3 protein-coding genes are annotated in these 15,836 nt (G+C 67.5%); all 3 read right to left on the reverse strand.

Annotated elements, in window-relative coordinates:
• Window positions 1-1,699: 1,699 nt before the first annotated feature.
• From ASD77_RS00010 to ASD77_RS00020, 3 genes are read right to left on the reverse strand one after another with little or no spacing between them, the layout of a single operon-like run.
• Window positions 1,700-2,560 (reverse strand): hypothetical protein, encoded by an 861-nt coding sequence (locus ASD77_RS00010; RefSeq protein ID WP_055935566.1) that lies wholly within the window; start codon window positions 2,558-2,560, stop codon window positions 1,700-1,702.
• Complete coding sequence (locus tag ASD77_RS00015; protein ID WP_055935569.1) at window positions 2,557-8,346, reverse strand: non-ribosomal peptide synthetase; 5,790 nt, start codon at window positions 8,344-8,346, stop codon at window positions 2,557-2,559. The genes ASD77_RS00010 and ASD77_RS00015 overlap by 4 nt, the downstream gene beginning before the upstream one ends.
• Window positions 8,343-15,779, reverse strand: a complete 7,437-nt coding sequence (locus ASD77_RS00020) for a polyketide synthase (RefSeq protein WP_200947341.1) — start codon at window positions 15,777-15,779, stop codon at window positions 8,343-8,345. The genes ASD77_RS00015 and ASD77_RS00020 overlap by 4 nt, the downstream gene beginning before the upstream one ends.
• Window positions 15,780-15,836 lie beyond the last annotated feature (57 nt).

The raw sequence follows: 15,836 nt of genomic DNA on the forward strand, positions 1-15,836 counted from the left end.
GCATTGATGATGGTGTTGTTGGCCACCACCGCGTCCTTGGACGCATACATGCCGATGCCCGAATACCCCGTGTTGCGCACCACGTTGTTGCGCACGATCCCGCGGATCGATTCGTAGTACTGCGGATTCACGCTCAGGTCGAAGAACTCCACGCTGGTGTCGAATCCCACCAGGATGCCCGCATCGCCCGTGTTCTCCACCCGGTTGCGCTGCACCACCACGTCCCGCGCGCCACCCTTGAAGTACATGCCTGTGGTCGCCGTGTCGTGGATGTAGCTGTCCTCCACCACCATCCCGTCGGCATTGACGTTGTCGATACCGTCGGCATTGCTGCTGTCGCGCGCGCCGGTGGTGTGGATCTCCACCCGACGGATCGTCGCCCGGTTCGACTTGGGCGTGATCTTGATCCCGTCACGGCCTGTGCTGTGGATCAGCAGGTCCTCCAGCACCACGTCGCTGGCGCCGGTATCGCTGGCCGGACCGCCCTGGTACCAGTTGGTCTGCAGCATGATCCCGTAGTAGTAGCCCCCGCTGATCTCCAGGTTCGACAGCCGGCTGCCCGAGGCCGCCGGGTCGATCTGGATGGTCACCGTGTCGGCCGTGGTGATCGCGCAATGGATGCGCGCCTTGCCTTCGCCGGCGTAGGTCTGCAGCGTCATCCTCTGCCGCAGGCGCACGTCGCATTCGTTGTAGGTGCGGTTGTTGGCCGGGGCCCGCAGGGTGATGGTGTCCCCTGCACGTCCGGCGCTGATCGCACGCTTGACCGTGCGGTACGGATTTTGCAGCGTACCGGTGCCGCTGCTGTCGTTGCCGGACGTCGAGACGTACAGCTCGGCCGCGAGGGCCGGGGNCGTCCGGCGCTGATCGCACGCTTGACCGTGCGGTACGGATTTTGCAGCGTACCGGTGCCGCTGCTGTCGTTGCCGGACGTCGAGACGTACAGCTCGGCCGCGAGGGCCGGGGCGCTGAAGGCGAGACCGGCGGCAAGCAGCAGCAACGGGGACAAAGATCGGTGACACAGGGGGGCGATGGCCATGAAAGCTCCGTTAAACCGTGACAGCGCCCCCTGTTGCGCCGTGATCGTTTTTGAAAAACCATTCAAAATCAATCATTTATGATCGATTTCAAACGGGATTCTAGCACGCGGAGCTGACATTGCGAGCGACAGACGGTGGCCGGAGTGTGGTGCGTTCATCGTTTTGCCATTCGCGTGGCGTTGCTGCCGACGAACGGGCAAGGGCCTCAGGGGCACAGGTGCAGCGGGTCACGGCCGACGGCGCCGGCAATCCGATAGCTGCACAACGTGTGCCTACCCGCACGGATGCGGCCAGAGAGGTGGCTGCAACGCGGTCAATGACCCAGGTGGCTCCGCATCGTGTTGATCGACGTGCTGGAGCAGTAGACGACCGGCAGTGGAGAGCGTACCCGGCCGGATCCATTGCCAGGCCGGGGCAAGCCATCCCTGCTGAAACAGGGGCAGCCTGCGGGCTTCGGCACGGTCGGCAACGCCATCAGGATGCACGACACCTGCAAGGCGGGCACCGCCCCGGGAAAGACCGGGCGCATCTCGCACAGGAACACCCGGGCGCCGCGCGATGTGCTCGGCGCACGCCTTTCCTCTTCGACGTGGCACGCCCGTATGGGCAGGGTGTGGAGGCTGACGGCCGGCAGGAACGCCGGATGACGACGAGGTACCCGATCAGCCCGTGTACCGCGCCTTCATCCATCCGACCACGGCCGTCATCAGCCGCTGGCGATGGTGGCGCGCATAGAACGTGTGGTCGCAATCGACCCAGTAGTCGGTGATCATGCGCGGCGAGCGCATGACGTCGCCAAAGCACTCCCTCGCTTGCCGCTTGTGGTTGTAGTAGCGCTCGATGCCGCCGGTGTAAAGCATGAACACGCTGGCACCCCGCGCATCCAGCGCCTGCAGTCGCTGCACCGCTTCCGGCTGGGTCGGAAAATCGCGGAAGCTGTTCGCGTCGATGCCATCGCTCCCGGCCGAGGTGCGCCGCCGCAGCAACCTGCCGATCGCACGCAGGACCTTGCCGGGATGCAACAGGCGCGGCAGGTAATAGCGCACGCGATACCCGAACGTGGTGTAGGCCACGCCATCCAGCAGCAATAGTCCGGTAACGCGCTTCTCATCGGGTGCGATGTTGAAGGCGTCGTCCGCCGCCGAACACAGTCCACCCAGCACGTACTGGCGCACACCGGTCTCACGCGCCACCAGGTCCATCGCGGCGGCGGCTTCCCTGCGCTTGCGGCCTTCACCCGCGTGCGAAGACACCGGGCTGTCGCCCAGCCCCGACTGATCGAAGCGGAACACGACGAAACCCTCGGCCGCCAATGCACGCGCCAGTTGCACATACATGCGGAACGGTCCGACCCGCTGCACCAGCCCGGCATTCAACAGCACCACGGCCGTGGCGTTCGGCTGACCCGCAGGACGCGTCAGCACACCAACGAGCCCTTCGCCGAAGGTATGGGCCGTTTCCAGGATGCCCGGCGCGCGCTCCGCGTCCCGTGCCTGTCCCATGTCCAGTGCCATGGTGGTCATTCCCGTGCCTCCATCAACAGGGTGGCGAGCTGGATCACGCTGCGACGTGGCAGCGCCTGGTTCTCGAACTGCATGGGGTCGTCCCACGGCGGCCTGTCGTCCGTCGCCAGGTGCGTGACCTGCACCGCCACGCCGGCATGCTGTTGTGCATCGATGAAGGCCTGCACGTCGGCGTCGACATTCCACGCGACGACGTGCACGCGGCTGCCCGCAGGCAACGGGCGTGCGCGGAAATCGAGCTCGGACAGGCCCTTGAGGAACGTGGGTGCCACGTCGAAGCCCAGCAGTTCGTCCTCCGCCGTCACCCGGCGGCGACGCGTGATGTAACGCCCCACGTCCTTGAGCTGCTCCTGGTGCTGGCGGCGCCAGCGATCGACCAGCGGACCGCCGCGCACGACCGGATCCCACAGCACCAGATCGACCGGAGCCGCACCGGCGCTCGCGGCCAGCAGCACCGGCAGGCAGGCACTGCGCAAGGCCAGCGTGCGCGGCGCGAGCGCACCCGTTGTCACCTGCTCGAACGCGATCTGCAGATCCCGCTGCATGCCCTCGAGGCCCAGCTGCGACGTATCGCCTGCGGAGTCGCCCGTGCCGAACCAGTCGAAGCGCAACGCCATGCCCTGCTGGCTGGCCAAGGCCTCGCACAGCGTCCACAGGGCGCGCTGGCTCATGATGCCTTCCTGCAACAACGGAGCGACGCACAGCAGGCCAGGCACCGAGACCTCCGAAAGCCTGCCGCGCTGGTGGCGCATGCCGAACAGGCGGCGCTGTTCCGGACCGAAGAAGAATGCCGCACCCACATCCGCGCCGGCCTCGGTTCCCGTGCTTTCCTCGCCCGACGAGGGGACGTCTTGCTCGTCCGACGCGAACATCGAAGAAGGCAGCTCCATGGCCAGCTGCGCCAGGGTCTGGGTCGCCAGCGGCATCAGCTTCAACTTGGCGCCGGTGTCCTTGGCGACACGGCTCGCCATCTGCACGGCCACCATCGAATGGCCGCCCAGATCGAAGAAGTTGTCGCCGGGCGAGACGGAGGTCTCCAGCATCTCGGACCACACGCCGGCGAGATAGGTGATGCGCGGATCCTGTCCCGGTACACGCACCCTGGCCGGCGGGCTGTCGCCGCCCTGCACAGCTTCGGGTGCATCCGCGGTCTCGTGGAGCACGACGGGAGGCAGGGTGAAGTCGCCAAACCCATCGATGCGTCCGTGCGGTGCCGTGGCGATACCCTCCAACAGGGCGACATAGTGACCCCGCAGCGCGGCGACATCGTCTTCGAGAAGCACATCGGCGTTGTAGACCATGCTCGCGATGATCCCGTCCTCGCGCTCCAGGATCCACAGGCCCAGATCTTCCGTCGCCCCGGGCTGGAAGACCTCCAGCCGCTGGTGTTCCAGATTGCCCCAGCGCGTCACGCGCTGGCGGATGTCCTGCATCGAGAACAGTGTCTGGTACAGCGCGGACATGCGCTGCCCGCCACGTGAACTGAGCTCCTGCGCGACTTCCTCCAGACGGATATCGGGGTTCGCGAAACTGTCCAGCACCACGTCCTTGACGCGCTTGACGGCATCGGAGAACGGCAGCGCGGGATCTATCCTCACGCGCAGCGGCAGCAGGTTGGTGAAGTAGCCCATCAGCTCTTCGACCTCGGCGCTGTTGCGACCCCGCACGGGTGTGGCGATCACCATGTCCTTGCGGCCGGTGACCCGGTTGAGCAGCACGAAGTAGGCCGCCAGCAACACGACGAACAGCGTGGCATCCATGGCCAGCCCCACCTTGCGGAGCCGGTCGCCAAGCGCCTTGTCGATGTGGAAGCCCTGCGACAGGCCGCGCCCGGAGGCCGTGCCGCGCTTGCTGCGCCCGCGCGACAGATCGAGGACACCGCCCTCCCCCGACTCGTAGGGTTCGCCCAGCTTGTTGCGCCAGAACTCGCGCTGCCGCGCATACCCCTCGCTGGCCACCCACTCGCGATGCCACACCGAGAAGTCGCCGTAGGTGACCGGCAGGGCCGGCAAGGCGGGCGCACGGTCTTCGAGCAGTGCAGCGTAGGACTCCGCGAGGTCGCGGTAGAGCAGGTCGAACGACCAGCCGTCCCAGATGATGTGGTGGGTCATGAACATCAGCGCATGACGCCCCTCGTCGACCTTGAACAGGCGCGCGCGGAACAGCGGCGCACCGACCAGGTCGAAGGGCGTTTCGATCATGTTCTTCAGGCGCTGCGCGAGGACACGCTCGCGCTCCGCAAGCGGTATCGCGCGCAGGTCCTCGACATCCAGCAGGCCGCTGTCCATCCTGTCGTGGACGACCTGCACGCTGTCGCCGCCACGCTCTTCGATGGTGGTGCGCAGCACCGCCTGCCGCTGCATGACGACCTGGAACGCCTGCTCGAACTTCAGCAGGTCCAGCGCGCCGATCAACCAGTGCGCGGACGGCGTGTTGTAGGTCAGCTGGCCGGGGTTGAAGTCCTCCAGCAGCTTGAGACGCTCCTGGATCAAGGACAAAGGTGCCTCACGCTGGTCCGTGCGGTGCAGGATCGGCGGACGCGGCGGCAACGCATCCGGCGAAGCGCTGTCGATGGTCGCGGCCAGCTTCTCCACGGTCGGCGCGTCGAACAGCGTCCGCAGCGACAGGCCCAACGACAGTTCGCGGTTGAGGCGCGAGGTTAGTTGCGCCGCCAACAGCGAATGTCCGCCATTGGCGAAGAAGTTGTCGTGTACGCCCACCTCCGGCAGGCCCAGCACGCTGGCCATGATCACGGCCACCTTGCGCTCGAGCTCGGTACGCGGCGGAGTGAAGTCGCCGGCGTGCGCGACAGCCAGGTCCGGGACCGGCAGCGCGCCGCGGTTGACCTTGCCGTTGGGCAGCAACGGGATCGCCGTCAGGCGGACGAAGTGCTGCGGCACCATGTAGTCGGGCAGATGGCGCTTGAGGTGGGCGACCAGGGCAGCGTCGTCCAGGTCGATGCCCTCGGCCAACACCACGTAGGCGACCAGCCGTACGTCACCGGGACGGTCTTCACGCGCCATCGCCACGGCGCGGGTGACGCCGCGGTGCGCCAGCAGTTGGCTCTCGATTTCCCCCAGTTCGATGCGGAAGCCACGCACCTTCACCTGGAAATCCAGCCGCCCCATATGCTCGAGGTGGCCATCGGCGCGCCAGCGGCCGCGATCACCCGTGCGATAGAGCATGGGAGACGGAATACCGGTACCGAAGCCGTGGGCGGTGTCGGCGAACACGTCGGGCAGGAAACGGTCGGCGGTCAGTTCGGGACGCCCCAGATAGCCGAGGGTCACGCCTTCGCCGCCGATGCTGATCTCGCCCGGCACGCCCAACGGCAATGGTTGTCCCGCGGCATCCAGGATCCAGACCTGAGTGTTGGCGATCGGGTGGCCAATATGGATGTCGGGCGCACCGGCAACAGGAGCCTGCACGCGCATCACGGTCGACCACACCGTGGTCTCCGTCGGTCCGTAGAGATTCCAGAGCTCACCACAGCGCGCCAGCAAGGCCTGCGCCAGGTCCGGCGGGAGGGGTTCGCCTCCGCACATGGCCTTGAAGCCCGCATGCCCTTCCCATCCGGCCTCCAGCAGCAGGCGCCAGCTGGCCGGCGTCGCCTGCATGGCGGTGGCCTGCGTGGTCTGCAGCAGCGTCGACAATGCGGCGCCGTCGATCACCGTATGCTTGCCCGCCACGATGACCTGGGCACCCACGCTGAGCGGCAACAGCAATTCAAGCACGGCGATGTCGAAGGACAGCGTGGTGACGGCCACCAGGCGGTCGTCGATCGCCAGTCCCGGCTCTGCCTGCATGCCGGCGATGAAATTGGACACCGCGCGGTGCGGTACCTGCACGCCCTTCGGGCGACCGGTGGACCCGGAGGTGTAGATCACGTAGGCCGGCGATTCCGGATCGGCAGCACCCGCGTCATGCGGCAGGCGCGCATCCCCAATGGCTTCCAGTTCGGTCGCCAGCGCATCCAGCGCCAGCACCGGACGCCCGCGCAGATCGAAATTCGCCGCGTGCTGCTGCTGGGTGACCAGCGCCGCCAGCCCCGCGTCGCCGGCCATGTAAGCCAGTCGCTCGGCGGGAAACTGCGGATCGAGTGGCACATACCCGGCACCGGCTTTCAGGATGCCCAGGAGGGCCGCCAGCATTTCCGTGCCGCGATCCAGCGCCAGACCGACAAGCGCTCCCTTGTGCACGCCCTGCGCACGCAGCAGGCGCGCGATGCGGTTGGCGCGGGACTCGAGCTGCCGATACGTCAGTTCGCCGTCATCCGCACGCACGGCGATGCGGTCCGGTGCTCGATCGCACTGGCGCTCGACATGCTGGTGCATCAGGCATTGCCGGTCGAACACGACCGGGGCCGGTCGCCGTTCAAACAGCTCGGCCAGCGCACCCGGGCCTACCAGCGGCAATCGGGAAATCCGCTCGTCCGGCGCGTCGCAGGCGCCTCGCAACAGGGTTTCGTACGCGGCAAGCCAGCGCCGCACCGTCTGCGCGTCGAACAGGTCGGTGTTGTACTGCGTCTCCAGCCGCAGCATGCCGTCGACCTGCACGGCATTGATGGACAACTCGAAGTTCTCGCAGCTCCGGGCATTGGTGGTGAAGTCGAGCGCCAGCCCCGGGAAACCGGACTTCTCCTGGTCCAACGCCTGGTCGATGTTGAACATCACGCTGACCAGCGGCAGGCGGGCGGGATCGCGCGTGATACGCAGCTTCTTCAGCAGCGTGCCGAAGGTGTAGCGCTGGTGCTCGATCGCATCCAGCAAGGTCGCCTGCGCGCCCGCCAGCACCTGGGTGAAACCCTGTTCGGGCTGCAGGTCGAACCTGAGCGGCAAAAGGTCGACGCAGTGGCCCACCAGATGGTCATGCCCATCGACGGACTGCCCGGCCGCAGGAATGCCGACCACCACATCATCCTGCCCTGCGATGCGCGACATCAGCGTGGCGAATCCACCCAGCAGCGTCGCGAACAGGCTGGCGCCGCGGCGCGCGCCCAGGCGACGCAGCGCCGTCACCAGTTCCGCATCCAGCAAATGATCCTCGCGTCGTGACGCGAACGTGCGGCGGGCCGGGCGCGGACGATCGGTCGGAAGCTCCAGTACCGGCGGCTCGCCGGCGAACTGCAACATCCAGTAGCTCTCGTCCTCGCGGAACTGCGGTCCAACCGGATGCAGGGCCTCCGCCAACGCATAGTCGGCGTAGCTGTCGTTCGGCACCGCCGGCATGCCCTCGTCGCCTCCGGCGTAGGCCGCACCCAGTTCGCGGACGATGACCCACCATGACCAGCCGTCGCAGACGATGTGGTGCGCATGCATCAGCAGCACGTGGTCCTGGGCGTCCAGTTGCAGCAGTTCCGCACGGAACAGTCGCCCCTGTTCCAACACGAACGGCGTCTCCACCCCAAGACGGCGACGATCGGACAAGATGGCTTCGCGTTGCGAAGCATCCAGACGCGACAGATCAGTGAAGGACAGCAGCAACGGGGCGTGCTCAAGCACGCAGAACGTCTCGCCGTCCGGACCGATGCTGGCACGCAGCGCGTCGTGACGCGCCACCACGGTCTGCAGCGCATGCTGGAGGCGCTCTGCATCCAGCGTGCCTCGCAGGCGCAGGGACACCGACTCGTTGTAGGCCAGCGACGCTTCCTGGCCCAATTGCGATGCCAGCCATACTTCGCGCTGCGGCTCCGTGGTCGGCACCACGCGCGCAAGGGCGCCGCCAGCGAAGGGATCGTAGTCGACGACGACGGACCCGAACGGCGCCACCGGCATCACGCTGCTCACGCGCTCACCCTCATGTACTGACCGGGCACCTCCGGATTCTCCACATACCAGGCGGGACGGCCCTCGTGGTCGCGCCCCAAGCGCGCGCCGGGCACAATGGGCTTGTCGGCATCCATGACGGTGAGCGGCATCAGTACGCTGCGCGGCAACAGCTGCGCCTCCTGCAACTCCAGCACCGCCTCCTTCCACGCCTTCGCGATGGCCTGGAAATCCGCCTCGCTGTGCGCGGTGGTGAAGAAGCACGGGAAGTTGTCGAGGATGTGGATGCCACGGCTGCGCATCATCGCGAACAGCAGGTCCTGCAGCGGATGCTCTTCGTCGAAGTGGGTGCGCCACAACGAGGCGAAGTGCTTGATCCTCACCGGTGCCCCGACGCTGGCCGAGAAGGCATTCAATTCGGCGGCCATCGCGGCGGTCCGCTCGTTGAGGCGCTGCTGCAGCGCTGCGCCGTGCTCCTTCATGTGCAGCAGCGAGGCTTTCGCCGCCGCCAGCGTCAGCGGATGGCGCACGAACGTGCCGGCGAAGTAGGTCACGCCCGCTGGCGGTGTGGAATCGTCTCCGTACTGCCAGTAACCGCCGTCCAGCGCATCCATGTATTCACGCTTGCCGGCCATCACGCCGATCGGATACCCGCCGCCGACCACCTTGCCGTAGGTGCAGAGATCCGCCCTGATATCGAACAGCGCCTGCGCGCCACCCGGATGCGAGCGGAAGCCGGTGATCACCTCATCGAAGATCAGCACAGCGCCGGCGTCGGCGGTGATCTTGCGGACCTCCTTCAGGAATTCGACCGGCTGGAAGTCGGGACGACGGCTCTGCACCGGCTCCACCAGCACGGCCGCCAGCTCGTGCGCACGCTCGCGGATGATCTGCAATGTTTCGGGCGTGCCGTAATCCAGCACCAGTACCTTCTCGGCCGTATTGCGCAGGATGCCCGGCGCCGCCGGCACAGCCCGCAGCTTTTTCGTCCCGCGCACGATCACTTCGTCGTTGATGCCGTGGTACGAGCCCGAGAACACCACGATGGTCTCGCGGCCGGTCGCGGTGCGCGCGATGCGCATCGCGCCGAGCACGGCTTCGGAGCCGGTGTTGCACAGCGCGGCACGGTCGTGCCCGGTCAGTTCGCAGACCAGCTGCGACACTTCGCCGGCCAGCGGATGCATGGGGCCGATCTCGTAGCCGTCATCGATCTGCTGCTTGACCGCCTGCACCACGAAGTCAGGTTGCCAGCCGAACAGGCTGGTGCCGAATCCGTTGAGCGCGTCGACGTACTCATGCCCGTCGATGTCCCACACGTGCGAACCCTTCGAGCGCTCCACCACGATCTGGTAGACGATCTCCTTGGTCAGCGGGCGGAAGCCGGTCACCACGCGTGGATCGGCCATGTGGGCGCGATGCTGCTGCGTGTACGCCTTCGACTTGGGCGTGCGCGCGGTGTAACGACGGATGAAGCCATCCAGCCGCTCGCGCTGATGGGGATTCAGTTCGGTGCCGTTGTGGGCGTCGATGCGGGCGATGGCGCCGAAGGCCTTCTTGACGTCGTAGCGCGTGTGCGCGAGCGCCGCTTCCTCATCGGCAACCGCGGCGACGTCCGAACGCACCGGGGCGAGGGCCGGCGTGGGGACAGGCGCTGCAACGGCCGCGGCCACCGCCGGAGGCGTGGCAATGGGCGCGACGGCAAGCGGCGCCGGGGAAGTACCGGCGAGCAAGGCCAGCTGCTGCGACATCAGCTGCATTTGCTGGGCGATCAGCTGGCTCAGGGCATCGCCGTTCGCCAGCGCCTGGATCGGCGCCGGCGCCAGCGGAGCCGCCGGCAGCGATGCGGGCATCGCCGGCATCGCCGTGGTGGTCTGCTCAACCGCCTGGACGACCGTCGTGACCGCGACCGGCGCAGGCGCCGCTTCCGCCGGCAACTGCGCATCCAGGCCCTGGGTCAGGCGATCGAGGCTGGCGTATTCCCCCATCAACTGGCGGAAGGTGATGCGCACCGGGAAGGTCTTCTGCAATTGCAGCGCTACCTGGGTCAGCATCAGGCTGTCCAGGCCCAGTTCGATGAAGTTCGCATCGCCATCCGCATCGGACAGCTCGAAGCCGGCCACGTCCTCGAAGACCTCGCGCAGCTGTGCGGCGATGCGGGGACGACGGTCGGGGGCGGGCGGTGCGAGTTCGGTGACAACGGACATCAGCGGCTCCGGGACCGCGGGTGCGGCCATGCTGGGATGGGGAACGACAGTGCGGGGCACCACCTCGTGTGCCTCCACCCAATAACGCTTTTTCTCGAACGGATAGGTCGGCAGCCGCAGGCGCAAGCGCCGGTCCCGGCGATCCAGGGCCGCTGCGCTCACCGCGATACCGTGCGACCACAGCTGGCCGAAGGCGCCGAGCAGCGCGGCCTGCTCACCTTCCACGTTGTCGGCCAGCGAGGCCACCGCCGCGATCCGCTGCTTCTGCAGCTGCGGCTGCTGGCGCGAGAGCGTGGCCAGCGTGTTGCGGGGACCGATCTCGAGCAGCACACGGCCGGGGCGGTCCAGCAGCTGGGCAATGGCGGAGGAGAAGCGGACGGGCTCGCGCAGGTGGCGCGACCAGTAGTCGGAAGACACCGCCTGATGGTCGTCCAGCCAGGCACCGGTCGCGGTGGACAGGATGGGCAGTGACGGCGCGTTGCGCGCCAGTGCTTCCACCTCGGCGCGGAACACGGGTACCACGGCATCCATCATCGAAGAGTGGAACGCGTGCGAGGTCTTCAATGCGCGGCAGGCCACGCCCTCGCCCTCCAGTTGCTGCTGGAAAGCGGCGATGGCCTCGTGCGGACCGGCCACGACGCAGGCACCCGGCGCATTCTCGGCCGCCAACGACAAGGCGTCGGGCAGGCGCGGCAGCAGTGCATCCAGCGACAGGCGCACCGAGAGCATCGCGCCGGCCGGCTGCGCCTGCATCAGGCGACCGCGACGTGCGACCAGGCGCAGCGCGTCCGGCAGCGCGAACACGCCCGCCAGGGTGGCGGCCACGAACTCACCGACGCTGTGGCCGACCATGACCGCCGGCACCACGCCATGCGACATCCACCAGCGGGCCAGCGAGTATTCGATGCTGAAGATCGCCGGCTGCATGATGGCAGTCGGAAGCAATGCGTCGCCGTCGTCGCCGAACACCAGCGCACGCAGGTCTTGGCCGAGCTCGGCATCGAGCACGCGTGCGCAGTCGTCGAACGCGGCACGGAACGCCGGCTCGCGCGCATACAGCGTGCGGCCCATGCCGGCGTACTGGCAGCCCTGACCGGGGAACATGAACACCACGTCCCCCGCCTGTGCCGGTCGCGACTTCGCAGCCGCCGCCGACAGGTCCGCGCTGCGCAGCTGCGTGACCGCGCCGGCGGCACTGTCAGCCGCCACGGCGATGCGGTGCGGAAACACCTTGCGCCCCACGGCCAGCGTCCATGCCACGTCGGCAAGGTTGGCATCGGGCGCGTTCTCCAGATGCTCGGCCAACCGTGCGGCGGCTTCCACCAGTGCATCGGGCGTTCGCGCCGAGAGGGTCAGCAGTTGGGCGCCCTCCGCCGGTTCCGAGGGTGCGACGGCAGGCGCTTCCTCCATGACCACGTGCGCATTGGTGCCTCCCACGCCGAAGGAACTGACGCCCGCGCGGCGCGGCTGGCCATCGACCGCTTCCCACGGCTGCAGTTCGCCACTCACGCGGAACGGCGTGCGCGCGAAGTCGATCACCGGATTCGCCTGGCGAAAATGCGCGGTCGGCGGCAGGCAGTGGTGGCGCAACGCATAGGCGGTCTTGATCACGCCAGCCGCACCGGCCGCCATCAGCAGGTGGCCGACATTGCTCTTCACCGAACCGACCACGCAGAAGCCGGTATCGTCGGTGGCTTGTCGGAAGGCACGCGTCAGGCCCTCGATCTCGATGGGATCCCCCATCGGCGTCGCCGTGCCGTGCGCCTCCACGTAGCCGATGCTGCGCGCATCCACGCCCGCGTCGGCGTGCGCCATCGCGATCACGGCCGCCTGCCCTTCGCTGCTCGGCGCGGTGAAGCTGGCCTTCTGGCCGCCGTCGTTGTTGATCGCCGCGCCACGCACCACGGCATGGATGGGATTGCCGTCGGCGATGGCGTCGGACAGGCGCTTCAGCAACACCACGGCCGCGCCATTGCTGAACACCGTGCCGCTGGCCTCGGCATCGAAACTGCGCGTATGGCCGTCGGCGGACAGCATGCCGCCTTCCTGGTACACGTGTCCGCTACGCACCGGGCAGGTCACGGCGATGCCACCGGCCAGCGCCATGCCGCAGCGGCCGGCACGCAGGCTGTCGACTGCCTGGCTGATCGCGACCAGCGACGTGGAGCACGCGGTGTGCACGCTGACGGCCGGGCCGGTCAGGTTCAACTTGTGCGCCACGCGCGTGGCGATGTAGTCCTTCTCGTTGCCCAGCATCACCTGAAAAGCGCCGAGCTTGTCGATCAGGTCCGGGTGCGCCAGCACGTTGCGCTGGTAGTAGCTGGCGTTGTACATGCCGGCGAACACACCGACCGGGACCTCGCTGGCGTCCGGCACGTGGCCGGAGCGCTCCATGCATTCCCAGCATAGCTCCAGGAAGATGCGCTGCTGCGGGTCCATGAGCTCGGCTTCCTTCGGCGAGATGCCGAAGAACGCGGCGTCGAACCTGTCCACGTCATCGAAGACACCGCGCGCGGGCACGTAAGCCGGATGCGCACGCTGTTCCTCCGGGATGTCCAGGTCCAGTTCGTCGGCGGCGAACCGACTGACGCTGTCGCGACCGGCGCACAGGTTGTCCCAGAATGCCTCCACCGTGGCTGCGCCGGGGAAGCGTCCGGCCATGCCGATGATGGCGATGGGCTCGTGCGCCGACGTTTCGCCACGCAGCGACAGACGCGAACGGTCCAGCGGCTCGCGCTGTCCGTCCGCCAGCGTGGCGGCAAGCTGTGCCGGCGTTGGTGCGCGGAACAGGGCCATCGCCGACACGTCACCCAGGCGCTCGCGGCGCGCAGCCTCCAGCACGCGGATCGCCAGCAGCGACGTCCCGCCGAGATCGAAGAAGTTGTCGTCGCGCCCCAGGTCTTCCAGGTCCAGGACCTCGGCAAAAATGCGGCAGAGTGCGGCCTCCTTCGCATCGCGTGGCGCGTCGTACGCGCCTGCCCACGCGGGCCGCTGCCGGCCAGGACGCGGCAGTTTGTGGCGATCCAGTTTGCCGTTGGGCGACAGCGGCAACGCATCCAGCTGCACGTAGGCCACCGGCACCATGTAGTCGGGCAGCGCATCGACCAGGTGCTGGCGCAGGCGTTCGACATCCACGGGCGCGGCGCGTTCCTGCGGCGATACATAGGCGACAAGACGCTTCAAGCCCGGGGTGTCCTCGCGGGCGAGCACGCCGGCCTCGCGCACGCCGGGGAACGCCATCATCTGCGCCTCGATCTCGCCCAGTTCCACGCGGAAGCCACGGATCTTCACCTGGAAGTCCTGGCGCCCCAGGTATTCGATGGTCCCGTCCGGTAGCCAGCGTCCCAGGTCGCCGGTCCGGTACATGCGCGCACCGTCGGCCGCCACGAACGGATCCGGCAGGAACCGCTCGGCCGTCAGATCGTCGCGCTGCAGATAGCCTCGCGCGACCACCGGGCCCGCGAGGTAGAGCTCGCCCACCACCCCGCACGGCAGCGGCTGTCCGTGCGCATCGAGCACGTAGACGCGCGCGTTGGCGATCGGCTTTCCGATGGTCGGCAGGCGCGGCCATGCACGCGGATCTTCCGGCAACGTCAGCGCCGTAACCACGTGCGTCTCCGTCGGCCCGTAGTGATTGTGCAGGCGGCAACCGGGCAGCTGCTCGAAGAAGCGCACGATCTTCGGTTCGATGCGCAGTTGCTCGCCCGCGGTGATGATCTCGCGCAGCACGCAGTCCGGACGCTCGCCGGGCGGCAGCGCGGCAAGATGCCCTTCCAGCCCTTCGGCCAGCATCTGCAGCGCGAAATACGGCAGGAACATGCGCTCCACGCGCTGTTCGACGATGTAGTCGAACAGCTTGCCCGTGCTCATGCGGGTGTCCTGGTCGATGGCGATCAGCGTGCCGCCCGTGGACAGCGTGGCGAACACTTCCTGGAAGGCGACATCGAAGCCGAGCGCGGCGAACTGCAATGTGCGCAGCGGCATGCTATTGCCCGACTCACGCGCCTGCCACTGGATCAGATTGACCAGCGGCCCGTGCGGCATCGCCACGCCCTTGGGCTTGCCTGTCGAACCGGAGGTGTAGAGCACGTAGGCCAGGTTGGCCGACGACGCCGCGTTAGTCCCGTCCAGATCATGCGATGGCTGCTGGCGCCACGCGGCCTCGTCCGTTCCCAGTTCCACGACCGCCAGCGAGGCCGGCAACTGACCGAAGACCGCCTCGACCGGCTGCTCCATGCCCGTCATCGTCAACAGCACGCGCGGGGTGCTGTCGGACAGCGTAAAGGCAAGACGCTCGGACGGATACGTCGGATCCAGGGGCACATAGGCTGCGCCCGCCTTCAGCACGGCGAGCAAGCCGACCACCATCTCCATCCCGCGATCCAGGTAGATCGCCACACGGTCGTCGAGCCCGACGCCCAGGTGCTGCAGGTGTCGCGCGAGTTGGTTGGCACGCGCGTTCAACTCGGCATAGCCAAGACGGTGGGCGCCATGGACAAGCGCAATGGCCTCCGGGGTCCGTGCCACCTGCGCCTCGAATAGACGATGCACGGCCGCCACCGGATCGCGGGGCATGGCGGTCGCGTTCCCTTGCTCGATCGTTGCCCGCGCCTGCACAGACGACAGCAACGGTAGCCGACACAGCGGCTGACTCGCATCGGAAGAGAGCCCGTCCAGCAGGTTCGACCAGGCCTCCAGCATCTGTTGCAGCGCCTGCGAAGAGAACGCGCCGGTCGAGCTGCGCATGACCACCGTGTCGGCAGTGATCGCCAGGTCGAGTTCCACTGTCTCCGGCGCGTGGCTGTTGACGCCGGCAAGGAAGGGGCGTTGCCGCTCCTCATCTGCCAACCCGCTCAGATCGGCCAGTCGTTCGGACGTCAGGCCGACAAGCGCCTCTTCGGCGGCACGCTGCGTCCGCAGCTGCGTCAGCGCGGAGGTGATCGTCGTACCGTCATCGACATCGAAGCGCAATGCGAGCAGACCCACGTCGCCGTCGCCTTCGATAGAGGTGACCAGTACGACAGCACTCTGGTTCGTCAGGCGTGCCAACAGCAGTGCCCACAGCACGCTGGCGACATCGCCAGCGTCGGCCGGGATCCGACCTGATACGGTCGCAAGAGACGGCGGCAGCGCCGCCTCGATCCGTATGCCCTCACCGGTCGATGGCTGGCGCCAAGGCATGTCCGGATAAGCGACCGTACCCGACAGGACCTCCTGCCAGTAGCTGGCGCTGTCAGCGTAAGTACCCACCGATCCCCACCCTGCCATTGCTGGCATTCCCTGTTCACACCCATCAACGTACGCCGC

It is taken from the genome of Pseudoxanthomonas sp. Root65, from assembly GCF_001427635.1.
GTDB lineage: Bacteria > Pseudomonadota > Gammaproteobacteria > Xanthomonadales > Xanthomonadaceae > Pseudoxanthomonas_A.